This window comes from Sphingomonas phyllosphaerae (genome assembly GCF_029623345.1).
Lineage (GTDB): Bacteria > Pseudomonadota > Alphaproteobacteria > Sphingomonadales > Sphingomonadaceae > Sphingomonas > Sphingomonas phyllosphaerae_C.
This window is the reverse complement of record NZ_JAPYKH010000004.1, coordinates 29,338-53,459: the sequence shown is the minus strand read 5'-3', so window position 1 is coordinate 53,459 and position 24,122 is coordinate 29,338. Positions and strand designations below refer to the sequence as shown.

At 70.7% G+C, this 24,122-nt stretch carries 23 protein-coding genes; 13 read left to right on the top strand and 10 right to left on the bottom strand.

The annotated features are described in order from the left end of the window. Positions 1-120 precede the first annotated feature (120 nt). The 5 genes from QBJ89_RS05255 (at position 121) to QBJ89_RS05235 (ending at position 5,844) form a co-directional block, all read left to right on the top strand. Positions 121-1,821, top strand: a complete 1,701-nt coding sequence (locus QBJ89_RS05255; protein ID WP_277979682.1) for a DUF885 domain-containing protein — start codon at positions 121-123, stop codon at positions 1,819-1,821. Between the two features lie 75 nt (positions 1,822-1,896). Next, on the top strand, positions 1,897-2,811 hold the full coding sequence (locus QBJ89_RS05250; protein ID WP_277979485.1) for a dihydrodipicolinate synthase family protein: 915 nt from the start codon (positions 1,897-1,899) through the stop codon (positions 2,809-2,811). A gap of 13 nt (positions 2,812-2,824) precedes the next feature. Beyond that, positions 2,825-3,823 (top strand): 4-hydroxyproline epimerase, encoded by a 999-nt coding sequence (locus tag QBJ89_RS05245; protein WP_277979484.1) that lies wholly within the window; start codon positions 2,825-2,827, stop codon positions 3,821-3,823. 126 nt (positions 3,824-3,949) lie between these two features. Next, positions 3,950-4,255, top strand: coding sequence for a hypothetical protein (locus QBJ89_RS05240; protein WP_277979483.1), 306 nt, complete (start codon positions 3,950-3,952; stop codon positions 4,253-4,255). Continuing rightward, positions 4,252-5,844, top strand: coding sequence for a methyl-accepting chemotaxis protein (locus tag QBJ89_RS05235; RefSeq protein ID WP_277979482.1), 1,593 nt, complete (start codon positions 4,252-4,254; stop codon positions 5,842-5,844). Before QBJ89_RS05240 ends, QBJ89_RS05235 begins: the two co-directional genes overlap by 4 nt. 117 nt (positions 5,845-5,961) lie before the next feature. Here the strand turns inward: QBJ89_RS05235 and QBJ89_RS05230 are convergent, their stop codons facing one another. Further along, the gene (locus QBJ89_RS05230) at positions 5,962-7,134 is read right to left on the bottom strand and encodes a phospholipase D-like domain-containing protein (RefSeq protein ID WP_277979481.1); all 1,173 of its coding nucleotides are present in this window, start codon (positions 7,132-7,134) and stop codon (positions 5,962-5,964) included. A gap of 136 nt (positions 7,135-7,270) precedes the next feature. On the opposite strand from QBJ89_RS05230, the gene rpoZ reads away from it, so the two are divergent. Next, the gene (gene rpoZ / locus QBJ89_RS05225) at positions 7,271-7,615 is read left to right on the top strand and encodes a DNA-directed RNA polymerase subunit omega (RefSeq protein ID WP_183922344.1); all 345 of its coding nucleotides are present in this window, start codon (positions 7,271-7,273) and stop codon (positions 7,613-7,615) included. 286 nt (positions 7,616-7,901) lie between these two features. On the opposite strand, the gene QBJ89_RS05220 is transcribed toward rpoZ, so the two are convergent. The 6 genes from QBJ89_RS05220 to rpmI all read right to left on the bottom strand — a co-directional run bounded on the left by QBJ89_RS05220 (position 7,902) and on the right by rpmI (position 13,510). Further along, the gene (locus tag QBJ89_RS05220; protein WP_277979480.1) at positions 7,902-8,777 is read right to left on the bottom strand and encodes an aldose 1-epimerase family protein; all 876 of its coding nucleotides are present in this window, start codon (positions 8,775-8,777) and stop codon (positions 7,902-7,904) included. Further along, positions 8,770-11,160, bottom strand: a complete 2,391-nt coding sequence (gene pheT, locus QBJ89_RS05215; RefSeq protein ID WP_277979479.1) for a phenylalanine--tRNA ligase subunit beta — start codon at positions 11,158-11,160, stop codon at positions 8,770-8,772. Before pheT ends, QBJ89_RS05220 begins: the two co-directional genes overlap by 8 nt. A gap of 25 nt (positions 11,161-11,185) precedes the next feature. Beyond that, complete coding sequence (pheS, locus tag QBJ89_RS05210) at positions 11,186-12,295, bottom strand: phenylalanine--tRNA ligase subunit alpha (RefSeq protein WP_277979478.1); 1,110 nt, start codon at positions 12,293-12,295, stop codon at positions 11,186-11,188. After that, on the bottom strand, positions 12,292-12,609 hold the full coding sequence (locus tag QBJ89_RS05205; protein WP_277979477.1) for a GIY-YIG nuclease family protein: 318 nt from the start codon (positions 12,607-12,609) through the stop codon (positions 12,292-12,294). The genes pheS and QBJ89_RS05205 overlap by 4 nt, the downstream gene beginning before the upstream one ends. Positions 12,610-12,920: 311 nt before the next feature. After that, positions 12,921-13,286 carry a 50S ribosomal protein L20 gene (gene rplT / locus QBJ89_RS05200; protein ID WP_183922336.1) on the bottom strand — a complete coding sequence of 122 codons (366 nt, stop codon included), beginning with the start codon at positions 13,284-13,286 and terminating at the stop codon, positions 12,921-12,923. A gap of 20 nt (positions 13,287-13,306) precedes the next feature. Next, positions 13,307-13,510, bottom strand: a complete 204-nt coding sequence (gene rpmI / locus QBJ89_RS05195; protein ID WP_223011588.1) for a 50S ribosomal protein L35 — start codon at positions 13,508-13,510, stop codon at positions 13,307-13,309. A gap of 193 nt (positions 13,511-13,703) precedes the next feature. Here rpmI and QBJ89_RS05190 point away from each other — a divergent pair, with 193 nt between their 5' ends. After that, positions 13,704-15,854: an AsmA family protein gene (locus tag QBJ89_RS05190; RefSeq protein WP_277979476.1), complete on the top strand. Its 2,151-nt coding sequence runs from the start codon at positions 13,704-13,706 to the stop codon at positions 15,852-15,854. Positions 15,855-15,861: 7 nt separating this feature from the next. Here QBJ89_RS05190 and QBJ89_RS05185 read toward each other — a convergent pair whose 3' ends face one another. From QBJ89_RS05185 to QBJ89_RS05175, 3 genes are all read right to left on the bottom strand, one after another. Beyond that, positions 15,862-16,515, bottom strand: coding sequence for an NADPH-dependent F420 reductase (locus QBJ89_RS05185; RefSeq protein WP_277979475.1), 654 nt, complete (start codon positions 16,513-16,515; stop codon positions 15,862-15,864). Positions 16,516-16,594: 79 nt separating this feature from the next. Next, on the bottom strand, positions 16,595-17,827 hold the full coding sequence (locus QBJ89_RS05180; protein ID WP_277979474.1) for an MFS transporter: 1,233 nt from the start codon (positions 17,825-17,827) through the stop codon (positions 16,595-16,597). Positions 17,828-17,832: 5 nt separating this feature from the next. Then, positions 17,833-18,060 (bottom strand): hypothetical protein, encoded by a 228-nt coding sequence (locus tag QBJ89_RS05175; RefSeq protein WP_277979473.1) that lies wholly within the window; start codon positions 18,058-18,060, stop codon positions 17,833-17,835. A gap of 377 nt (positions 18,061-18,437) precedes the next feature. Between QBJ89_RS05175 and QBJ89_RS05170 the strand changes: the two genes are divergently transcribed. The 6 genes from QBJ89_RS05170 to QBJ89_RS05145 all read left to right on the top strand — a co-directional run bounded on the left by QBJ89_RS05170 (position 18,438) and on the right by QBJ89_RS05145 (position 24,116). Then, positions 18,438-19,571, top strand: a complete 1,134-nt coding sequence (locus tag QBJ89_RS05170; protein WP_277979472.1) for a hypothetical protein — start codon at positions 18,438-18,440, stop codon at positions 19,569-19,571. Between the two features lie 196 nt (positions 19,572-19,767). Further along, complete coding sequence (locus tag QBJ89_RS05165; RefSeq protein ID WP_277979471.1) at positions 19,768-20,964, top strand: hypothetical protein; 1,197 nt, start codon at positions 19,768-19,770, stop codon at positions 20,962-20,964. Positions 20,965-21,029: 65 nt separating this feature from the next. Continuing rightward, a complete protein-coding gene (locus tag QBJ89_RS05160) occupies positions 21,030-21,377 on the top strand; it encodes a hypothetical protein (RefSeq protein ID WP_277979470.1) in 348 nt (115 codons plus the stop codon). Continuing rightward, positions 21,374-22,102 carry a C39 family peptidase gene (locus QBJ89_RS05155; protein ID WP_277979469.1) on the top strand — a complete coding sequence of 243 codons (729 nt, stop codon included), beginning with the start codon at positions 21,374-21,376 and terminating at the stop codon, positions 22,100-22,102. Before QBJ89_RS05160 ends, QBJ89_RS05155 begins: the two co-directional genes overlap by 4 nt. Next, a complete protein-coding gene (locus QBJ89_RS05150; protein WP_277979468.1) occupies positions 22,099-22,779 on the top strand; it encodes a hypothetical protein in 681 nt (226 codons plus the stop codon). The genes QBJ89_RS05155 and QBJ89_RS05150 overlap by 4 nt, the downstream gene beginning before the upstream one ends. Further along, positions 22,779-24,116: a transporter gene (locus QBJ89_RS05145; RefSeq protein ID WP_277979467.1), complete on the top strand. Its 1,338-nt coding sequence runs from the start codon at positions 22,779-22,781 to the stop codon at positions 24,114-24,116. Before QBJ89_RS05150 ends, QBJ89_RS05145 begins: the two co-directional genes overlap by 1 nt. The last annotated feature ends 6 nt before the right edge of the window (positions 24,117-24,122 follow it).

Sequence of the window (24,122 nt, the reverse complement as noted above, 5' to 3'; positions counted from 1 at the left end):
TGTGGGAACGCTCGCCGCACTCTACGCCGACGTCATGGCGATCGGGGAGGGAATGTGAGCACTCGTTGGACTGCGCTGCTGGGCGCGACCGTGCTGGCGGCGGCACCCTATACTTCTGCGATGGCCGCCCCGACCCGCGGCAGTGCCGACGCGGCGCTGCGCCAGCTTTACACCGGCGAATATAGCTGGCGGCAGCAGCAGCTCGCCGCCGACGAGGACAGCCGCCGCGAGGCGCGCGCGCATCTGCCCGATGTCGGCCCGGCGGCGCAGGCGGTGCGGCTGAAGCGGTGGGAGGACACTGCGGCGCGGCTTCGCGCGATCCGCCCCGCCGATCTCTCGCCCGCCGAGCAGGTCAACTATGCGGTCTATCGCCAGCAGATCGACGCGCTCCTCAACGAGCAGCGCTTCCGCGACTATGAGAAGCCGCTCACCGCCGACACCAGCTTCTGGGGCGACGTCGCGGCGGCGGCGCGCGACCCGCTCGCGAACGAGAAGGAATATCGCGCCTATCTGTCGATGCTCGGCGAGCTGCCGCGCTACTTCGACCAGCAGATCGTCAATATGCGCGCCGGGCTTCGGCGCGGCTTCACCCCGCCCAAGGTGACGATGGCGGGGCGCGACATCGGCGTGGCGCAGGTGGTCGAAGCCAAGACGATCGCCGACAATCCCTTCTACGCGCCGTTCGTCACCATGCCCAAGCAGATCCCGGCGGCGACCCAGGCCGAGCTGCGCCGCGCCGGCGAGGCGGCGATCGGCGATTCGGTGCTGCCCGCCCACCGCAGACTGCTCGCCTTCCTCCGCACGGAATATTTCCCGGGCGCGCGCACCGCGCTGGCCGCCTATGACCTGCCCGACGGCAAGGCCTATTATCAGTCGAAGGTGGCGGAATATACGACGCTGCCGCAGACCCCCGAGCAGGTCCATGCGATCGGCCTCGCCGAGATCGCCAAGATCCGCGCGCGCATGCTTCAGGTGATGGCGCTGGTGAAGTTCCAGGGCGACCTGCCCGCCTTCCTGACCTTCCTGCGCACCGACCCACGCTTCTACGCGACCACGCCGCAGCAATTGCTCGACCGCGCGGCGTGGATCGCCAAGACATTCGACGGCAAGGCGGCGCGCTATTTCGGCCGGCTGCCGCGCAGCCGCTTCGCGATCCGGCCGGTGCCCGAAGACGTCGCGCCCTTCTACACCGCCGGGCGCGGCGGACCGGGCGTGTACCTCGTCAACACCTATGACCTGCCCGCACGCTCGCTCTACGCCCTGCCCGCGCTGACGCTGCACGAGAGCGCGCCTGGCCACGCCTTCCAGATGCCGCTCGCGGCCGAGAACAAGGACCTGCCGCCGTTCCGCCGCGACACCTACCTTTCGGTCTACGGCGAGGGCTGGGCGCTCTATTGCGAGACGCTGGGCGAGGAGATGGGGATGTACGAGACGCCCTATGACCTCTTCGGCATGCTCAGCTATCAGGCGTGGCGCGCGTCGCGGCTGGTGGTCGATACCGGCATCCACGCGATGGGCTGGAGCCGCGAGCGCGCGCAAGCTTATCTGCGCGACAATACCGCGCTGTCCGACCACGAGGTCACCACCGAGGTCGATCGCTACATCTCCTGGCCGGGGCAGGCGCTGAGCTATTACATCGGCCAACTCGCGATCCAACGCGCTCGCGCCCGCGCGGAGCAGGCGCTCGGCCCCAAGTTCAACGTGAAGGCCTTCCACGACGCGGTGCTGGCGCTCGGCTCGGTCCCGGTCAGTGAGATCGATCGCCGGGTCGACCAGCTGATCCGCGACGGCGGCCGCGGCCCCTACCCCGAGGAGGAGTAGTCGGACAGGTTGCGCCTACGTAATATACTTAGTATACGATCCAGCCTCGAGAAACTGAGAGGGGCAGGGTCGGCGATGACGATCGGTTGGAGGGGCGTGTTCCCGGCGGTGACGACCCAGGTGCGCGAGGATCTCACGCTCGACCTCGCCGACACCCAGCGCGTGGTCGACGATCTGATCCGCGACGGCGTCACCGGGATCATCGCGCTGGGCACGGTGGGCGAGAACAACTCGCTCGACTTCGACGAGAAGGTCTCGGTGCTCTCCGGCATCGTCGAGGTGGTGAAGGGGCGCGTGCCCGTGATCACCGGCGTCTCCGAATATGACACGCGCCGCGCGGTGCGTTACGCTCAGGCGGCGGAGAAGGCCGGCGCGGACGGGCTGATGCTGCTGCCGCCGATGGTCTATGTCCCCAAGCCCGACGAGCTGGTGGCGCATTTCCGCGGCGTGGCGGAGCGCACCGCGCTGCCGATCATGCTGTACAACAACCCGCCGGCCTATCGCACCGTGATCGACCGCTACGTGCTCGAGCAGCTGGTGCCGGTGGAGAATATCGTCGCGGTGAAGGAGTCGGCGCCCGATACGCGCCGCTTTACCGATTTCCGCAACGATCTCGGCGACCGCTACGTGCTGTTCGCGGGCCTCGACGACGTCGCGCTCGAAGGGCTGTATCTCGGCGCGCGGGGCTGGGTCTCCGGCCTGACCAACGCCTTCCCCAAGGAGTCGGTCGAGCTGGTCGCGGCGGTCGAGCGCGGCGATCACGCCAAGGCGCTCGAGATCTATCGCTGGTTCATGCCGCTGCTCCACCTCGATGCCGAGCACGACCTGGTCCAGTCGATCAAGCTGGCCGAGCAGGTCATGGGGCGCGGCTCGGAGCGCGTACTGCCGCCGCGCTACGTGCTCACCGGCGCACGCCGGGCCGAGGTGATCGCGATGGTCGAACATGCCGCGGCGACGCGCCCGAGCTTGTCGCTGCCCGCCGCAGCCTGATAGCCTGCGCTGCATGCGCCACACCTTCTTCTGCGTCGACGGCCATACCGCGGGCAACCCGGTGCGGCTGGTCGCCGGGGGAGCGCCGCTGCTGCGCGGCGCCTCCATGTCCGAGCGCCGGCAGGATTTCCTCGCCCGCTACGACTGGATCCGCACCGGGCTCTGCTTCGAGCCGCGCGGGCACGACATGATGTCGGGCGGCTTTCTCTACCCACCCACCACCGCCGACGCCGACATCGGCATCCTGTTCATCGAGACGAGCGGCTGCCTGCCGATGTGCGGCCACGGCACGATCGGGATCATCACCTTCGGGCTGGAGCACGGGCTGATCCAGCCGGTGACGCCGGGGCGACTCAGGGTGGAGGTGCCCGCCGGCGTGATCGACATCGCTTACGCGGTCGCGGGCGAGAAGGTGACGTCGGTGCGGATCACCAACGTGCCGAGCTATGTCGCGGCGCGGGGAGTGGAGGTGGAGGTGGCCGAGCTCGGGCGGCTCCGCGTCGACGTGTCCTACGGCGGCAATTATTATGCGATCGTCGAGCCGCAGGGGGCATATGCGGGGCTCGACCAGATGGGCGCGGACCGACTGATCGCGGCATCGCGACTGGTACGCGCGGCGGTACGCGAGAAGGTCGAGCCGGTGCACCCGCTCGACCCGACGATCCGGGGGGTCAGCCACGTGCTCTGGGCCGACCGCCCGCGCGGCAACGACGCCGATGGGCGCAACGCGGTGTTCTACGGCGACAAGGCGATCGATCGCTCACCCTGCGGCACCGGCACCTCGGCGCGGCTCGCGCATCTCGCCGACCGCGGCGATCTTCGCGTCGGCGACCGCTTCGTCCACGAAAGCTATATCGGCAGCCGCTTCATCGGGCGGGTCGAGGCCGCGACGACCCTCGGCGACGTGCCCGCGATCGTCCCCTCGATCGAGGGATCGGCCGTGGCGACCGGCTTCAACACGATCTGGATCGACCGCGCCGACGCGTTCTGGGCGGGGTTCCAGGTGACGTGAAGGGAGTGCCCGCGTTGCTCAAGGACAATCGCGGGGCGCCGACCGGAAGACACGCAGCGGCTCGGACGCGACGCTAACCTAGGTGAGATAAGGGGCGCGTTAACTAAAGTCGGCTAGACGGTCTGCATGGCGCGCCGTCTTCCGCTCCCGCTTCTGCTTCACGCCACGCTCTTCGCGGCCATGCTGCTGGTGCTGGCCCTGCGACCGCCGGCCGAGGGAACGCTGCTGATCGTGCCGCTCGCCGCCGCCCCGGGCGTACTTGCTTCGGCCGCGCTCGCCGCCGACGCGCGGCTGGTCGGGCGCGGTCCGGGACGAAGCCTGGTGGTGCGCGGCACGCGCGACCGGATCACCGCGCGGCTGCGCCTCGGCGACGCGCTGCTGCTCGCCGCACCCTCGCCGCTCTGCGGCGATGATATCGGAGTGACGGCATGACCGTGATCGGCTGGCGCGCGCTCGACACGCTGACGCTCGAGCAGATGCGCCTTCTCGGCATGCGGCTGATCGCCGCGCTCGGCTGGCTCGCGCTGGCTGCGGTGGCGGTGATCCAGCTGGCGCTCACCGGCGCGATCGATCCGATCGTGCTCGGCGCGGGGCTCGCGCTCACCGCGGCGCCGACGTGGCTCGCCATCAAGGGCCGCACCGACGCGCAGGCGCGCACCATTGCCGGCACGCTTGCCGCCACCGCGCCCGCGCTGCTTGTGTATGTGCTCGAGGGCCATCCCTGGCAGATGGACGGGCATATGTTCTTCTTCGTTGCACTCGCCGCTCTGGTGGTGCTGTGCGACTGGCGGCCGATCGTCTTCGCCGCGGGGCTGATCGCGCTTCACCATCTGCTGCTCGAATGGTTCGCGCCGGCCTGGGTGTTCGCGGGCGAGGGGCGGCTCGGCCGCGTGCTGGTTCACGCGCTGGCGGTGGTGATGCAGGCGGGCGTGCTATGGCTGGTGACGGGCGCGCTCGAGCGGCTGCTCGAACGCCAGCGGCTCTCGCTCGAGCGCAGCCGCGCGCTGGTCGCCGAGGCGGATGAGGCGCGAACCGCCGCCGAGCAGGCGCGCGCCGTCGCCACCGAGGCGTTGCGCCAGGCGCGCACCGCCGAGGACGCCGCGGCCGCCGAGCGCGCACGCTTGCGCGGCGTCGAGCAGGACGCGTCCGCGCGGCGCCGCGACGAGCTGCTCACCGTCGCCGAGGCGTTCGAGGGCTCGGTGGCGCAGGTGGTGCGCGCGATCGGCGCTGCCGCGGACCAGCTCGAGCGCTCATCGATCGCGCTCGACGATCTCGCCGCGGGTGCCGGCGTGCAGGCCGCGGCGGTGGCGAGCGAGGCGGTCGAGGCGACCGCGCAGATCCGGCACGTCGCCGACTCGATCCGCAATCTCGGCGGCTCGATCCGCGCCATCGCCGACTCGGCCGACCAGCAGAGCGCGCTCACCGCGGTGGCGCAGGCAGCGGCGGGCAGCGGTGTCGGCCGCATCGGCGAGCTCGAGGAGCATGGCCAGCGCATCGGCCAGTTGGTCGGCGATATCCGGGACATCGCCGAGAAGACCAACCTGCTCGCGCTCAACGCGACGATCGAGGCGGCACGCGCGGGCGAGGCGGGGCGCGGCTTCGCCGTGGTCGCGGGCGAGGTGCGCTCGCTCGCGGCCGATTCGACGCGCGCCAGCGATCGGATCAGCGCCTTGCTCGGCGCGATCTTCGCCGGCGTCGGTGACGCTGCCGCGGCGCTGACGCGCGCCGACTCGGCGGTGGCGCAGGTCTCCAGCGCCGCCGGCGGGATCGCCGCCTCGGTGTCGGATCAGCGCCAGCTCGCTGCCGGGATCGAGGCGGGCGCGTCTCGTACGGCGAGCGGTGCCGAGCTGATCGAGCGCCGCATCGACGAGGTCGCCGCCGCGGTGCGCACCACCGCCTCGCTGTCGCAGACGGTGCGCGGCAGCGCCGGCGAGCTCGCCGCCAGCGCGCGCGCGCTGGACGGCGCGACCGAGCGCTTCGTCGGCTTCCTCAAGGGCGAGGTGCCGCGCCGCGCGGCATAGCGGACTAGCGCCGACGATGTGCCCCCGCGCACGCGGGCCTAGGGCGGAGAGCGTGATGCCCGCGAGCTTGGGCTCCGGCGTCCGCCGGAGCATGATCCACGCTGCGCGGTACGATCCCTAGCCCTCGTCTATCCCCCAGTTGAGCCCGCGCGAGATGGCGGGGTCCGCCACCGCGGTGAGCGCATAGGCGACCAGCTGCTTGCCGCGCTGCCACCAGCCTGTCGCGGCGCGATAGCCCTCGGGCGTCACCTCGTTCGATTGCGCGATCTCGCCCTCGACATAGGCGCGCGCGTGCGCGGCGAAGGCGGGATCGTCGACCCGCAGCATCAGCTCGAGGTTGATGAAAAGGCTGCGCATGTCGAGGTTGGCGCTGCCGATCCAGGTGGCGTTGTCGACCACATACAATTTCGTGTGCAGCTTGGTGGCGGCATATTCGAACACGCGTACGCCGCGGCGCAGCAGGCCCGCATAGGTGAAGCGCGCCGCCGCGATCGTGACGTTGTTGTCCGATTTGGACGCGGTGATCACACGCACCGCCGCGGCGCGGCGACCAGCGCGATCGAGCGCGCGCAGCAGCGTCGGGCTCGGCGTGAAATAGCCCGCGATGACGTCGATGCGCGTGGCGCGCCGCATGTCGTCGCGGATCGCGCGTGCCCAGGGCGACAGTTGGCGGGTCGGCCCCCCGATCAGCCAGCGCAGCCTGCCCTCGCTCTCGCTCCACCGCGCCAGCGCGCGGTTGAGCCGGCGTACCCGGCTGCGGCCGTGGATGCCCTGTTCCAGCGCGTCGAAATAACCCGCCATCCGCGCCGCGGCGGGACCGTCGACGAGCAGGCCGAGGTCGCGCCACGCCTGCTCGCGCGGCGTGCCGAAATAATCGTCCTCGATGTTGAAGCCGCCGATGATGATCCGCGCACCTTCGGTCTCCGCGTCGGCGAGCGCGAGCTTCTGGTGGTTGCGCAGCAGGTAGCGTCGCCCCAGCCGCGGCGAGAAGCGACACACCGACACGCCTGCGCGCTCCAGCGGCGTGAAGAACTCGGGGTCCGCGCCCTCGCTGCCGAAGCCGTCGACCACCAGGGCCACGCGCACCCCGCGCCGCGCCGCGGCCGCGAGCGCGGCCTTGACGCGGCGGCCCGAGTCATCGTCGGCGTAGATATAATAGAGGACGCGCAGCGAGCGGCGCGCGCCGTCGATCAGCGCGATCAGCGCTTCCAACCGGCGCGGGCCGGTATCGAGCAGCGTCAGGCGGTTGCCGTCCACGGTGAACGTCGGCTGGGCGGGAGCGTCATCCATCGCTATCAGATGGCGGGTCGCGCCGCGGCGGGCAAGCGCGCCGCTGCCGCAGCGCTGGGCGCGGCTTCCTTGACGGCTGGCCGATGCTCGACTAGAGGCGCACTCTTCCCTGAAGTTTACGACAAGAGGATACGCGATGGCGCGCGTCACCGTCGAGGATTGCGTCGACAAGATCCCGAACCGCTTCGATCTCGTCCTGCTCGCCGCCCAGCGCGCGCGGCAGGTGTCGGGCGGCGCCGAGCTGACGATCGACCGCGATCGCGATAAGAACCCGGTGGTCGCGCTGCGCGAGATCGCCGAGGAGACGGTCAAGCCCGACGAGCTCCACGAGTCGGTGGTGCAGAGCCTGCAGCGCGTCCAGATCGACGACGAGGAGGAGGCCGACGCGATCGGCAGCCTCGCCGCCTCGGCCGAGGCGCTGCGCCTCACCGCGGTCGCGCCGCCGCGCAACCAGAATCTCGGCGCCGACTACGACGGCTGAGGCTTTCTGTCGTCATCCTCGTGCTCCAGCGCAGGCGGGAGCCCTGGGGTGGCGAACGTTGCGTGGCGCTGGGCTCCGGCGTACGCCCGAGCGCCGACCGGCTTGGGTTAGGCACGCGGTGACGTGGCGCCGGCGGCAGCGATTTTACTGCCTCTCCCGCTGGCGTCATCCTGAACTCGTTTCAGGATCCGCCGCACCACAGGCGCCGCCGCTGCTGAGAGCGCGGTTACGTGGATCCTGAGCCAAGTTCAGGATGACGCGAGTAGACTGGGGACGGCGCCCCCTCTCACCCCACTAACGTCACGCTCATTGTGATGCGTTTCTCGCCCCCGGGCGCCACCGCGAACACGCCCGGCTTGTCGCGATACTCGCCGGTGTAGCCCTCGGGATCGGCGATGCCGTGCCACGGCTCGACGCACACGAAGGTCGCGCCCGGCTTCGTCCAGATCCCCAGCATCGGCGTATCCGCGAAGGCAATCTCCAGCTGCGGGCCGGCATCCGCGCCGTAGCGCACCGACTGCGAGCGTACCGCGTCCCACACCAGCGCGTCATGCGCGAACAGCGCGTCGTCGAGCCGCAGCACGCGCCCGTCGAGCGGGGAGGGCACCGTCGCCGCTGCGATCGTGCCGTCGGCGGCGATGCTGCGCAGCTGCGCCGGCTCGTCCGCGGCGAAGACGATGCGGTGATCGCCGCGCGCCTGACCATAGGGCAGCGGCCAGGCGAAGGCGGGGTGGAAGCCGAAGCTTGCCGGGAGCGGCACGTCCGCGGGGTTGGAGACGGTCGCCTCGATCGCCAGCGTCGCTTCCTTGAGCGCGAAAGCCAGCTCCAGCCGGAACGCGAACGGATAGTGCGCGCGCGTCGCGGCGTCGTCGGTCAGCGCGAACACCGCGCGGGTGGGTGTCGCCTCGATCACCGCGAAGTCGCTGCCGCGCGCGAAGCCGTGTTTGCGCATCGGATAGTCGACGCCGTCGACGCGAATCGTCTCGCCCGAGGGCGCACCCACCACCGGGAAGAGAATCGGCGCGCGGCCGGTCCAGAAGCGCGGGTCGGCGTCGGTCATCAGCTCGCGCCCGTCGGCGTCGGTTAGCGACGAAAGCTGCGCGCCGCGCGGGTCGATCGCCGCGCCCAGCACCCCGTTCGACAGTCGGATCCACTCAGCCACGTAAGCTCGCTCCCAATTTGCCCGCCGCGGCGACCACCTTGTCGGCGATCGCCTTGAGCTCGGCGTCGGTGAAACTCTTCTCGCCCGGCTGGAGCATCACCTCCAGCGCGACCGACTTCTGCCCCTCGGGCACGCCCGTGCCGGTGAACACGTCGAACACGCGCGCGCGCACGATCGCGGCCTTGTCGGCGCCCTTGGCGGCGCGCGCCAGCGCCTCGGCGGCGAGCGCGGCGGGCGCGAGGAAGGCGAAGTCGCGCCGCACCGGTTGGAGCGCGGGCGGCGCATAGGCCGGGCGCATGAAGCCGGTGCCGCGCTTCGCCGGCAGCGAGTCGAGGTACAGCTCGACCGCGGCGACCGGGCCGGACAGGTCGAAGGCGCGCAGCACCGCGGGGTGGACCGCGCCGAACGCCGCCAGCACCGTCTTGGGGCCGAGCCGCAGCGTCCCCGAGCGACCGGGATGGAAGGCGTCGCCCGCCTCGCCCATCACCTGCAGGTTGTCGACCGGCGCGCCGGCGGCGGCGAGCAGCGCGAGCGCCTCGGCCTTGGCGTCATAGGCGTCGAAGCCGGCGGCCTTGCCCTCGCGCCAGCCGCGCGGGCGGCGGTCGCCCGCCAGCACGATGCCGAGCGTGGCGCGCTCAAGCGGGGCGCCGTCCTTCGCCAGGTAGCGCCGGCCCAGCTCGAACAGCCGCACATTGTCGCTGCCCTGGCGCAGGTTGCGCTCGGCCGCGGCGAGCAGTCCGGGGAGCAGCGACGGCCGCATCACCTTGAGCTCCTCGCTGATCGGGTTGGCGAGCGTCCAGTCGCCCCCGCCGAACACCGCGGCGTGGCGCTCCGCGACGAAGCTCCACGTCACCGCCTCGTCGAGCCCGCGCGCCGCCGCGGCGCGGCGGACGCGGCGCTCGACCTTCTGCTCGGCGGTGGCGGTGGGGCGCGCGACACCGGACAGGCGCGGCAGCGCGACCGACTCGACGCGGTCGAGCCCCTCGATCCGGATCACCTCCTCGACGAGGTCGGCGGTGCCGTCGACGTCGGGGCGCCAGGTCGGCGGGGTGACCTGCCACTCGGGCGAGACGGTGAAGCCGAGCGACTCGAGGACCGCGCGCTGGCGCTCGGCCGGCACGTCGAAGCCCCCGAGCGTCGCGGCGCGCGCCGGGTCATAGGCGTAGCTCGGCATCGTCACCGGCGGCGTGCCCGCGCGCGTGACATCGCTCACCGTGCCGCCGCAATATTCCCGGACGAGGAAGGTGGCGATCGCGAGCCCGTCGTCGAGAAATGCCGGATCGACGCCGCGCTCGAAGCGCTGGCGTGCGTCGCTGGTCAGCGCCAGCGTCTGGCCGGTGCGCGCGATCGCGTCGGGCGCGAAATAGGCGCACTCGATGATGACGTCGGTGGTGGTCGCGGACACGCCCGAGTGCGCGCCGCCCATGATGCCGCCGATATCGTGCACCGCGACGTCGTCGGCGATCACGGTCATGCCCGCGGCGAGCGCGTAGGTGCGGCCGTTGAGCGCCACCACGCTCTCGCCGTCGCGGGCCTGGCGCGCGACGAGGCCGCCGGAGAGGCGGGCGCGGTCGTAGACGTGCAGCGGGCGGCCGAGGTCCACGGTGAGATAGTTGGTGATGTCGACCAGCGTCGAGATCGGCTTCTGCCCGATCGCGCGCAGCCGGCGCCGCATCCAGTCGGGCGAGTCGCCGTTGGCGAGACCGGTGACCGCCTGCGCGTAGAAAGCGGGGCAGCCCGCGGCATCCTCGATCCGCACCTCGGGGCCGGGGCCCTCGCCCGGCACGTCCGGCACGGTCAGCGGCACGAGCGTGCCGAGTCCCGCCGCGGCGAGGTCGCGCGCGATGCCGCGCACGCCCATGCAGTCGGGGCGGTTGGGCGTGATCGACACGTCGATCACCGCGTCGTCGAGCCTGGCATAGTCGGCGAAGGCGGCGCCGACCGGCGCATCCGGGGCCAGCTCGATGATGCCGTCATGGTCGTCGCCCAGCTCGAGCTCGCGCGACGAGCACATCATGCCGTTCGACTCGACCCCGCGGATCGCGGCGACGCGCAGCACCATGCCGTTGGCGGGGACGGTCGCGCCCGCGGTGCCGAACACGCCGACCAGCCCGGCGCGCGCGTTGGGCGCGCCGCACACCACCTGGAGCGGCGCGCCGCCGTTGACCTCGGGGCCGGCCTCGACCGTGAGCACCTGGAGCTTGTCCGCCTGCGGATGCGGCGCGGCGGTGAGCACGCGCGCGACGCGGAAGCCGCCGAGCCGCGCGGCGGGGTTCTCGACCTCTTCCACCTCGAGCCCGACGCGGGTGAGTGCGGCGACGATCGAATCGAGCGACTCGCCCGTGTCGAGATGGTCCTTGAGCCAGGAGAGCGTGAATTTCATCGGTTCGTCCGAAGCTGAAGGGAGATCAGGCGGGGGTGCCGACGCCGCCCGACAGGGTCGGGACGTCGAGCGCGGCGAAGCCGTAATGGTGCAGCCAGCGCGTGTCGGCCTCGAACATCGGGCGCAGGTCGTCGATGCCGTATTTGAGCATCGCCAGCCGGTCGATCCCGCAGCCGAAGGCGAAGCCCTGCCACTCCTCGGGGTCGAGCCCGCAATTGGCGATCACGCGCGGGTGGACCATGCCGCTGCCGAGCACCTCCATCCACCCCTCGCTACCGCCGATGACGCGCTTGCCCTTCTCGACCGAGAAGCCGACGTCGACCTCGGCCGAAGGCTCGGTGAACGGGAAATAGCTCGGGCGCAGCCGCAGCACGACGTCGTCGCGCTCGAAGAACGCCTTGAGGAAGGTCTCCAGCGTCCACTTCAGATGGCCGAGCGTGATGCCCTTGTCGATCACCAGCCCCTCGACTTGGTGGAACATCGGCGTGTGCGTTGCGTCCCAGTCGGAGCGATAGACCCGGCCCGGCGCGATGATGCGGATCGGCGCGCCGGCACCGTTCTGGCGGCGCGCGACCTCGACCATGGTGCGGATCTGCACCGGCGAGGTATGCGTGCGCAGCACCAAAGGCGCGGCCTCGGCGCCCTCCGCTTGCGCGACGTAGAAGGTGTCCTGCATCGCCCGCGCCGGGTGCGTGTCCGGAATGTTGAGCGCGCCGAAATTGTGCCAGTCGTCCTCGATCTCGGGACCGGTGGCGACCGCGAAGCCGAGGTCGGCGAAGATCTCGGCCAGCTCGTCCATTACCTGGCTGACCGGGTGGACCGTGCCGCCCGCGGGCAGGTCGACCGGCAGCGTCATGTCGAGCGCCTCGCTGGCGAGCTGCGCGTCGAGCGCGACCTGCTCCAGCAGTGCCTTGCGCGCGGCAATCGCGGCGGTGATCGACTCGCGCAGCTGGTGGATCGCAGGGCCGCGCGCCTGGCGCTCCTCTGGTGACAACGCGCCCAGCGTCTTGAGCAAAGCGGTGACGCGCCCCTGCTTGCCGAGCGCCTCGACCCGCACCGCCTCCAGCGCGTCGAGCCCCGCGGCCGCGGCGATTGCGGCGAGCAGGTGGGTCTGGAGCTCGTCGGTATCGGTCATTGCTCTCTTCCGTTCGTCGCCGGTACCAGGCCAAGATCGATCGCGCGGTCCGGCCAATGCGGGTTGGTCGCGTCGATCAGCCGTAGCGTCCAGTCACGTTTCCACTTCTTCATCTGCTTCTCGCGCCGGATCGCCGCTTCCATGGTGTCCGCCGTCTCGAACCAGACGAGCCGCGTCACGCGATAGCGGCTGGTGAAACCCGGGATCAATCCTTCGCGGTGCTGAATCACGCGTGCGGTGAGATGGGATGTGACACCGATGTAAAGCGTGCCGTGCTGTCCGCTCGCCCTGATGTACACGCACGGAGTGTTCATCGGTCACGTTCGGTGGTCGGCGGACCCGGTTGACGCGCGGTCGGCCATGCTCTCGCTGACCGCATCATATCTGGATCCGCGCCAGCGCGGGGATGACGATCGGGGCGAGTTGGCTCGCGATGGCGCTACGGGCTTGTCCCCGGCCCGCTCCCCTTCTCCGTCATCCCCGCGCAGGCGGGGATCCAGAACCGCGCAGGCGGGGATCCAGAGCCGATGTCGCCCGCGCTAAAGCACCACGCCACCACGACCCGCCAACGAGAAGGGGCGCCGGTGTCGCCACCAGCGCCCCTCGTCTCATCGCGGAGGAAGCCTCACGCCGCCTGCGGCAGCGCGGCCTTCGCCTGGGCGATGATCGCGGTGAAGGCGGCGCCCTCGTTCATCGCGATGTCGGCCAACACCTTCCGGTCCAGCTCGACGCCCGCGAGCTTCAGCCCGTGCATGAACTGGCTGTAGGTCAGGCCCTCGGCGCGGACGCCGGCGTTGATGCGCTGGATCCACAGGCCGCGGAAGGTCCGCTTCTTCACCTTGCGGTCGCGATAGGCATATTGGCCGGCCTTCTCGACCGCCTGCCGCGCGACGCGGATGGTGTTCTTGCGACGGCCGCGATAGCCCTTCGCCTGTTCCAGGATGTTCTTGTGCTTGGCGCGAGTGGTTACGCCCCGCTTGACGCGTGCCATAGATTATTCCTCCTCGTCGCTCAGCTGAGACCGTACGGTGCCCAGGCCTTCACCGCGGCGGTGTCGGCCTTCGACAGCACCTTGGTGCCGCGATTCTGGCGGATGTACTTGGCGTTGTGGCTGATGAGGCGGTGGCGCTTGCCGGCGACGCCGTGCTTGAGCAGGCCGCTGGCGGTCAGCTTGAAGCGCTTCTTCACGCCACTCTTGGTCTTGAGTTTGGGCATTTTCGTCCTTTCTGCTGGAGCGTTCGGCTGAAACGGCCGCGGCAGCCCTGGATGGCCGGGCCGTTCGTCACCGCCGATCGCTCGGAGAAGCGCGCGCCTTAGCCGCGCTCCCCACGAAAAGCAACCGTACGCATCTGGCACGGTTGCGCGTGGCAGCGGGAACCGCGCCGCCGAGTCGCGCGATTGGACCGCCATGGCAACGATCCCGCCCGACACGGTCGCGCCCGCTCCCGTCGCGGTGTCGGCCGGTGCGAGTGGCCCACCGCCGCCACCCCGGCCGTCAGGCGCCGCACGCCCGCGCGGGCGCGGCTGGCGGATCGTGCGCAACGTCGCGCTGGGGCTCGTCGCACTGCTCGCCGCGATCTGGCTGGTGCTCTTCGTCACCAAGGGTCGTTTCCTCAAGCGACCGTTCGAGAGCGTCGTCGGCAAGCTGACCCACCGGCAGGTGACCGTGGCGGGCGACTTCCAGCTCTATTTCGCGCCGCTCCAGATCAAATTCTACGCCGAACGACTCGCCATCGCGAACCCTGGCTGGGCCACGCGGCCGAACCTCGTCGCCGCGGAGCGGATCGATACGCGGATCGCGCCGCTGTCGCTGCTGTTCGGCAAGCGGCGGCTCTACTGGCTCGATCTCACCAACGGCGCGGTCGACCTCGAGTGGGATCCCGCGCACACCCGCAACACCTGGACGTTCAGCGAGGACAAGGGCGCGGGCAAGCCGCTCGACCTGCCGCGGATCGATCGCGCCACCGTCACGGGCACGCAGGTGCGCTACCGCGACCCGCGGATGAAGCTGCTCGCGGACCTGAACCTCGACACGATCCGCTCGACCGACGCGCGCATCGGCCAGGCGGTCGGGCTCAGTGGCACCGGGCAGCTGCGCGACACGCCCTTCACGCTGGCAGCGCGGCTGCTCTCGCCCGACGCCACGGTGGCGCGCGGCCGCAACGAGTTGGTCGCGCGCGCGCGCGCCGCGGGCAATACGGTTGACGTCGCCGGGACGCTGCCGAGCCTGGCCGAGTTCGAGAACGTGCCGCTGGCGGTGCGCGCCACCGGCCGCAACCTGGCGACCCTGCTCGACGTGATCGGCGTGGTGATCCCCACCACCCGCACCTACCGGCTCCGCGCGCAACTGGTGCAGAGCGGCAACGAATATCGCTTCACGCGGATGAGCGGTACGTTCGGCGCCAGCGATGTCGCCGGCCGGCTGACGATCACCAACGCCGCGCGGCTCCATCTCGACTCGGAGCTGACGACGCGCCGGCTCGACATCGTCGATGCCGCACCGTTCATCGGCTACAATCCCGATATCGTGGCGGAGAAGGGCGCCATCGCCGCCGCCGCCGCGACCGGTGCGGCGCCGGCGCGGATCCTGCCCGACGCCGCGCTGCCGGTGGCGACGATGCAGCGCTTCGACGCCGACCTGAAGTGGCACGTCGGCGTGGTGCGCTCGCGGCGCGTGCCGATCTCCGACATCGACATGGTGCTCGATCTCGAGCGCGGCCGGCTGGCGCTGTCGCCGCTCACCTTCGCGATGGCGCGCGGCAACGTCGCCGCCGACGCGATCTTCGACACGCGCGAGCGGCCCAGCGCGGTGCGCTACGACATCCGCCTCGCCCCGACGCCGATGGGCCGCCTGCTCGCCGGCTACGGCGTCGCCGAATCGGGCACGTCGGGGACGATCCGCGGTCGCATCCAGCTGGCGGGGCGCGGCGACACGATCCACGACTCGCTCGCCAGCGCGCGCGGGCGGATCGCCTTCGTGATGCCGGCGGGCACGTTATGGACGCGCAACGTCGAGCTCGCCGAGATCGACCTTGGCACCTTTATCCAGAAGATGTTCCAGCAGGAGCTCAAGGAGCCGGTGCGGATCAATTGCGGCCTGGTCGCCTTCACTGTGCGCGACGGTATCGCGGCGACCGACCCGGTGTTGATCGACACCAAGAACAACGTGATCCTCGCCCGCGGCGGGTTCAGCTTCAAGACCGAGGCGCTGGACCTCGCCTTCCGCGCCGACTCGAAGAAGTTCAGCCTCTTCTCGGGACAATCGCCGGTCGGGCTGGGCGGCTATTTCGCGCAGCCGCAGCTCAACGTGATCTCGCCGCAGCTGGTGGCGCGCGCCGGCGTCGGGCTCGGGCTGGCGGTGGTGGCGACGCCCGTCGCGGCGCTGCTGGCGTTCGTCGATCCTGGTGACGCCAAGGCGGCGCAATGCGGCCCGATCCTCGCGGGCAAGACCGCGGCGGCGCAGCGCGACGAGAAGGGCGAGCCGCGCACCGACGTCGGTACCGGCACGCCCAGCAAGGCGCCGGCACCGAAGCGGAAGAAGTTCCTGGGGATCTTCTAGGGCGCGGTCACCGCCACGATCCTTCGGGGAGGTCGACGTCGCGCTCAGCGGCATCAAGCGCGGCGACCAGCCCGGCGCGGTCGAGCGGCACGCAATAGGCAGGCTTGGCGCGCTCGAACCGCCACCCTTCCCGCAGCGGCCCGGCGTCGACCGCGCCGTAACCGAGCGAGCCGTGCAAGGCCGCGACCTGCGCGCAGGCGCCCTCGTCGTCGCCCGCGATCGGCAATGCGCGGCGTGCCCCGCCCGGCAGCAGCGGCGGCGCGCGCAGGTCACGCGCGAGGATGGCGTTGAACGCCTTCACCACAGTCGCCCCGGGGAAGTGGCGCGCCACCATCTCGCTGGTCGTGGTCGAGCGCGAGTCGAGCGCGGCGACCCGGCCGTCGCGGTCGGGGTAGTAATTAATGGCGTCGGCGACGATCCGCCCGGCCAGCAGCCCCGGCGCGAGCGTGAACACCGCGGTGAAGGGGATCGCGAGCACCACCAGCTCGCTCAGCGCGGGCACGTCCTCGACGCGCGCGACGGCGCAGCCGATCGTCGCGGCGAGATCGTAGATCGTCTCGGGCGCGCGCGAGTTGGCGAGCGTCACCTCATGCCCCGCCACGATCGCGCGCCGCGCCAGCGCCTGGCCGACCTGACCTGCCCCGATGATGCCGACCCGCACCGCTCACTCCACGCTGACCTGAAGGCTTTATAGCGGCGTCACCCGGGAGGGGGGCGCTGCGATCGGAAGTGTTGCGTTGTCACGCCGAGGCGGGCGGCGGCACATTGGTCGGTTCCTCCGCCGCCGGGAGCGGTCGCACCCGCACCAGCAGCAGGGCACCGACCAGCGCCAGTCCGCCGAGCGCGGCGCAGAAGAGGACGACTCCCGACCAGCCGTGGCGAGTCCAGGCGACGCCGCCCGCCGATCCGAGCACGCTCGATCCGAGATAGTAGAAAAACAGATACCAGGCGGCGGCCTGCCCTCGCGCGGCACCGCCGCGCCGGCCGACCCAGGCGCTCGCGATCGAGTGGGCGCCGAAGAAGCCGATCGTGAGCACCGCGATGCCGAGGATCACCAGCCACAAAGGCGCCGCCGCGGTGAGCGCCACCCCCGCGATCAGCAGCACGACCGGGGCCCAGAAGACTCGACGCCGCCCCAGTCGGCCGGCCAGACCGCCGAACAGCCGCGAGCTCAGCGAGCCGAGCACGTAGAGCAGGAAGATCGCGCCGATCGTTGCCTGCCCGAGGCCGTACGGCGGCGCGAGCAGATGGAAGCCGGCGTAATTGTAGATGGTCACGAAGGCGCCCATCAGCAGGAAGCTTTCGAGATAGAGCAGGCGCAGGGCCGGATCACGGAACAGGGCGGCGGCGCCGCGCGGCAGCGCCAGCCAACCGGCATCGTGCGGCGCAAACCGGCGCGACGGCGGCGCGAGCCGGCGGAACGCTTCGGCCAGCGCGAGTCCGATCAGGCCGACGCTCGCCAGCGCCCAGCGCCAGTCCGCCACCGCGGCGACGAGGCTGGCGACCAGCCGGCCGCCCATGCCGCCCAGCGCGCTGCCGGCGATATAGAGGCCCATCGCCGCGCCGATCGAGGCCGAGTCGACCTCCTCGGCGACATAGGCCATCGCCACCGCCGGCACGCCCGCGAGTGCGAACCCGGCGAGCAGCCGCAGCGCGAGCAGCCCGGACCAGCCGGGCACCACCGCCGCTGCCACCGTCAGCAGCGCCGCGGTGATCATCGCCGCCACCATGAGCGGGCGCCGCCCGACCCGATCGGAAACCGCGCCGGCGACGAGGATGCCGAGCGCGAGCGGTCCCGTCGCCAGCGACACCGCGAGCGATGCCGCCTCCGCGCTCAGCCGGAAGTGTGTGGCGAGCAGCGGCAGCAGCGGTTGCACCGCGTAGAGCGTCGAGAACGTGGCGAAGCCGGCGAACAGCATCGCCAGCGTGAGGCGTCGATAGGCCGGCGAACCTGCCGCCAGCGCGGGCGGCACGGCGCTCAGCCCATGCCCTGCGCGCGCGCGCCGGCGATCATGCGGCGCGCGATCCCGCGCACGCCCTCGTCGTCCTTGCTGTCGTCCTGCGCCGGGTCGCCCAGGTGCGGCAGGCTCGCCTCGAGGAAGTCGAGCAGCCCGGGATCGCGCGACTCGACATATTCGATGAGCTTGAACAGCAGATGTTCGGTGGCAATCTCGCGCTGCCGCGTTCGGCTGACGTCATCTCTCATGGAGTGCTCCTTTCGAGTTCCTCTAACCCGTTGCGGTCGCGGCGGCTCCCCCGGGGAGGGACAACCTTTGGCGTAGGCTCGCACGAACCACGATGTTTCCGCCGCAGACCCGTTCGCAAAACGAACAAGGCGTTGATTGTGCTTCATTCTTCGGAGACTGCGCGGCATCATCCGACGGGCCGAGCGAGCGGCAGGAGCGCGTCCCTTTTCGGGAAGGCAGTGCGCGCTTGGTCGCTTGTCGGTCCGCGGCAATCCCGCATGCTCACCGGGCTTGTCAGCTAAGCTACGGTGACGACGCGAAGAACGAGAGACCTATCACAACCACCGCATCGAACGCGGGGCGACCGGCACGACCGGTTGGATAACAGGAGAGAGCTATGGTCAGCGTGCTGCACGGCTCGGCCGTCGTCGCGATGGTGGGGCAGGGCCAGAGCGAGGCGCGGCCCGCCAGCGCGCTGCCGCCCGATCGCGTCTCGAACGCGGTCGCGTCGGTGGAGGTCGACGACCCGCTCGTCGCCCTCGCGCGCGACCATGCCCAGGCGCTTGACGCCGACGCGCTGCTGATCACCTGGCAGCCCCCCGCCGGCGCCCCGGTGGCGCTCTACGCCGGCGGCGCGGGGCTCACGCGCGAGCGGATCGATCGGCTCGTCGCCGAGCAGGCCGCCCACCCGGCGCGCGCGGCGCGCGAGTGGCGCCCCGAGAGCGGCGCAGTCGAGGCCAGCGCGCAGCTGCTCGCCGTCTATCCCGCAGGCGACGGCGTGGTGACCATCATCACGCTGTTCGCGCGAGCCAGCGACACGGCGCGGCGGCGCGCCGAGGCGGAGGCCGCGCGCCGTCAGCCGCTGCTCGAGCCCTTCTTCGCACTATGGGCACAGCGCCTGCGCGCGCAGGCACAGGCGCGCGGGTTCGCCGAGGCGGTGAACCACAGCGACGTCGGCGTGCTGCTGATCAACGCGCGCGGCCAATTGATGCTCGCCAACGGCGTCGCCGAGGCGCTGATGGCGCGTCAGGACGGATTGCGGCGCAGCGGCACGCTGCTGAGCGGCAGCCGTCTGCCCGACACGCTGCGGCTGCAGACCGCGATCGATCATGTCGTCGGCGGTGGCATGTCGCGCGCACGTGCCCCCGCGCCGGTGATCGCGCTGGGTCGCGCCGACCGGCGGCCGCTGCTGGTCGCCATCGTCGCCACCGACCAACCGCCCGCCAGCGCCGAGGACTGCGCCGCGATCCTCTACGTCTTCGATCCGGCGCAGGAGCTGCGTCGGCTGATCGAGCCGGTGTGCAAGCTCTACGGCCTGTCGCCGGTCGAGACCCGGCTCACCTGCCTGCTGGCGGACGCGCTGAGCCTGGCCGATGCCGCAGCGGCGATGCACGTGCGCGAGCAGACCGCGCGCTCATATCTCAAGCAGATCTTCCTCAAGACCGACACCAACCGACAGGCCGAGCTGGTGTGGCTGATGCTGAAGAGCGCGGTGCGCGTGGCGCCGATCTGCCGCACGTCTTTCGTCTGAACACCCCCTGAACGAGGGGGGCGGCTTTCCCCGAACGAGGGCAATTGAATCACTTATGTCGGGGCAGAGAAGCGCCAGCGGAGTCCGCATACCGGCAGCGTACCGAGGATACGGTGCCGCACCGCTCCTCCGACGACGGCGACGTCGCGCGGTCAACAGGGGGCGTGGCGATCACGTGATAGCGAGGAACGCCGACATGAAAGCACCATTCTACCGCTCCTGCTCCGTCGCCGCGCTGCTGATTGCAGCCCCCGCAGTGGCGCAGACCGCCGACCCCAGCAACGGCGCGAGCGCGGGGCAGAACGCCGCCGCGGGCGGCTCCACCGCGTCGACCGACAGCTCGAACAACTCGACCAACGACTGGTCGAACAACTCGACGAACGACTGGTCGAACAATTCGACCGCGGACAATTCGAACAGCTCGACCACCGATAACTCGAACAGCTCCACGAACGACTATTCGAACAACGCGGTGACCACGTCGGACAGCTCGAACAATTCGACCAACACCGCGGACAGTTATAATTCTTCCACCTCGGACAGCTCGAACAATTCGACCACGACGACTGACGCGTCGAACAATTCGACTACCGACAATTCGGTGACCACCAGCGACAGCGGCAACGCCACCGCTTCGGCTGGCCGCGTCGCTGCCAACAACAGCGCATCTGCGACCGACAATACCAACAACTCGTCGAGCGACTCCTCCAACAGTTCGACCAACACGACCGATAGCTACAACGACAATTCGACGACCACCACGACGACGACCGACGCGTCCGACAACTCGTCGACGGATAATTCCGACAGCTCGATGACGGACAACTCGAACAGCTCCACCACCGACAATTCCAACAGCTCGACGACCGATAACTCCAACAGCTCAACCAACAACAGCAACAACGACAGTTCGACCACGACAACGACCGACGCGTCGGACAATTCGACGACCGACAATTCGAACAACTCGACCAATGACAACTCGAACAGCTCGACGACCGATAATTCTGATAATTCGGTCAACAACAGCAACAACGACAGCTCGGACAACTCGACCGACAATTCAGTCGCCAACAGCAACAACGACAGCTCGGATCACTCGATCTCGCTGGTCGGCACCTCGGCGACCGCCTCGGCGTCCAACGCCAACGTGTTCGGCGATAATGCCATCGTCGCCAGCTCGACGCTGTCGAGCTACGTCACCGGCGTGTCGGTGAGCTTCGGCGGTGGCGGCGAAGGCGGCACCCCCGGCGCGGCCAACCAGCTGAGCAACAGCGGCGGCGCCTTCCAGAACTACGCCGGCATGCAGGCGCTCAACCAGAACACCGGCGTCGGTGCCTCGCAGAACGCGAGCGTGTCGGTCGCGGTGTCGACCGGCGACGTCACCTTCTGATGCCCCCGGGCCGGCGGCGGTGCCCCCCGTCGCCGGCCCACCTTCGACCAACGAGGAGCGTGCCGATGCCCCGCCTCATTACCTTTTGCCTCTGGGCATCGCCGCTGCTCCTCGTCGGCGCGCCCGCCGCGGCACAGACCGCCGCGACGCCCTTCGCCACCGCGGCGCTGGACGAGGACGCGCTGGCGCGGATCGCCGGCCGCGAGGACACCCGTCAGTCGGCGCTGGCCGAGCAGAACGCCGGCGTCGCGCACAACAGCGTCGGCGACAATGTCCGCACCGGCGACGCCACGATCGACGGCCAGGCCTTCCAGAACATGTCCGGCCTGTCGGTGCTGAGCGTGAACACCGGCAACAATGTCGCGATCAACGCCGCCATGAACGTCACGATCGCGCTCTCGCCGGCTCCATGATCTGCGTTGCGCCCGTCTACCGGCCCGTCGCGGTCGTGCTGCTCGCGCTCGGCGCGGCGGCGTGCGCGGGTGACGTAGCGCCCGGTTCACGCTTCGTCGGTGGCGCGGGCGCGGGGCCGGTCGGCGACTATCGCGTGCCGGTCCGCTCCATGGCGGAGCGGCGCTTCGACGGCATCGTGCGCCAGCGCTACGACTTCAGCTGTGGCTCGGCCGCGCTCGCGACGTTGCTGCGCTACCATTACGATCTCGACGTCCGCGAGGATCTCGCCTTCCGCGGCATGTGGCTGCGCGGCGACCAGCAGCAGATTCGCCGGCTCGGTTTCTCGCTGCTCGACATGAAGCGCTGGCTCGCCAGCCGCGGGCTGCGCGCCGACGGGTACAAGGTGACGCTCGACAAGGTGCGCCAGACCGGCGTGCCCGGCATCGCACTGATCGCGATCCGGGACTATCGCCATTTCGTCGTGGTGAAGGGCGTGAGCGCGCGCGAGGTGATGCTCGGCGACCCCTCGAGCGGCGTCACCGTCATGTCGCGCGCCGCCTTCGAGCAGGCGTGGAACGGCATCTATTTCGTGCTGGCCGACGACCAGCCGCTCGCCAAGACACGGTTCAACCGCGAGGCGCAGTGGCTCGCCTATGCGCGCGCGCCGATCGGCGGCCGCTTCTCCGATCCGGTCAGCCAGCAGGCGCTGTCGATCACCGCACCGTCCTACGGAGACATATCGTGAGCGGCGCGGCGCTGATGCTGCTCGGGCTGGGCCAGGCGCTGTTCGGCGCGCTCGCGCCGGTCCCCGATGCGACGCTGGCGCAGGAGCGCGGCGGCTTCATGCTGCCCGGCGGGATCGACGTCGCGCTGACGGTGCAGACGCAGACCGCGGTCGACGGCGCGGTCGTGCTGCGCACCGTCTTCCAGGCGAGTCAGGGCGCCCCGACGCTGACGGTCTACGCACCGCGCGTGGGCGAGACCGTCGCCGCCGCGCCTGCCGTGGGCGCCGGCAGCGCCGGTTCGCGGGCACCGAGCGTCACGTACGACACGCGTAGCGGCTTTCAGGTGACGCCCGGCACGAGCGCATCGGGGATCGGCGTCGCCGCGGCGGGAGCGGCGGCGTGGCCCGCGGGACTCGAAGCGGTCGTGGGGGGTATGACCGACCATGGCGTGATCACACAGGGGCAGCAGGGGGGCACACGGACGGTGGAACTGAGTGGCAGCGATCTCACGGTGACTCATCTCGCCGGCAACGTCTTCGGCACGGCGATCGCCAATTCGGGGAGCGACCGCGTGATCGACACGGAGACCAGCGTCGCGATCGATCTCGGCGCGGCGGGCGCGGAACTGCTCGCCGGCTCGGCGCTGCTGCGCGTCGGCGAGATCGCGGGCGCCGCCACCGCGATGCGGGCGCAGTGATGCGGCGAGTCGCGCTCGCGCTGCTCGCCACGACGATCATCACCGCCCCCGCTGAGGCGCAAACGGCGCGCCGGCGCGTGCCGCTGCAGCGCCAGCTCGATCAGGCGCTCCAGCTGATCGAGGCGCAGCGCGCGCGGCTCGATGCGCAGGCGGCGGAACTCGCCGAGCTGCGCCGCCGCGTCGACGCTCAGTCAGAGGCGGTCGCGCGCGCCGAGTCGGCGCGGCTGCCGCAGCTCGCCGCCGCGCCGCCGCGCGCCCCCGCGGTGGCCGCGGCGCAGGGGGCGGCGCCGGGTGCCCCCGGCGATCCCGCGGGCGTGCTCCAGCCGCCGCTCGAGCGAGTCGGCCAGGCGCCCGAGGACGCCGAGCAGCCGATCCAGCTCGCGGTCCTCGACAGCCAGTCCAGCGTCGTCACGCGGAAGGGTCAGCTCACCGGCGAGTTCCAGGTTGATTACGCGCGCGCCGATCGCAGCCGCGCGGTGTTCCGCGGCGTCGAGCTGGTCGAGGCGGTGCTGGTCGGCGTGTTCGACATCAACGAGAGTCGCCAGGACGTCATCACCGCCTCGGCGGCCCTGCGCTACGGGCTCACCGACCGATTCGAGCTGGGCGTGCGCGCGCCTTTTATCCATCGCGCCGACGCCTCGATCATCGCGCCGATCGCGGGCAGCACCAACAACGATCAGGCGGCGACGATCGACAGCTCGGTCAAGGGCACCGGCATCGGCGATATCGAGTTGACCGCGCGCTATCAGCTGCTCAGCGGCGGCAACGGCCGGCCCTATATCATCGGTAACCTCCAGGGCGTGCTCCCGACCGGCACCGATCCCTTCGCGATCCGCCGCGACGACCTCGGCCGGCCGACCCGCGCCGCGACCGGCGCGGGCTTCTGGGGCATCGCGCCGAGCGTTACCGCGATCTTGCCGAGCGACCCGGTCGTGTTGTTCGGCACGCTCGGTTATACGTTCAACCTGCCGCGCGACGTCAACACGCGCATCCCGCCGGTGGTGATCACCTATGTCGACCCGGGTGATGCGATCTCGGGCTCGGCGGGGATCGGCATCTCGCTAAACCAGCGCACCACGGTAAACTTCGGTTATGCGCACACCTGGGCGTTCGGGACGCGCACGCGCACCATGCTGATCGAGCCGACCGCCGCGTGGCCGGGCGAGCGCGAGACGATCTCGCGCGACCTTCAGATCGGGCGCTTCCTGTTCGGCGTGACCTATCGCGTCACCGACCGCGCCAGCCTCAACTGGTCGGTTGAGGTCGGCGCGACCGAGGATGCGACCGATCTGCGCACCGTGCTGCGCGTGCCCGTGGTGCTGCTGACGGGTCGGTGAGGGGGG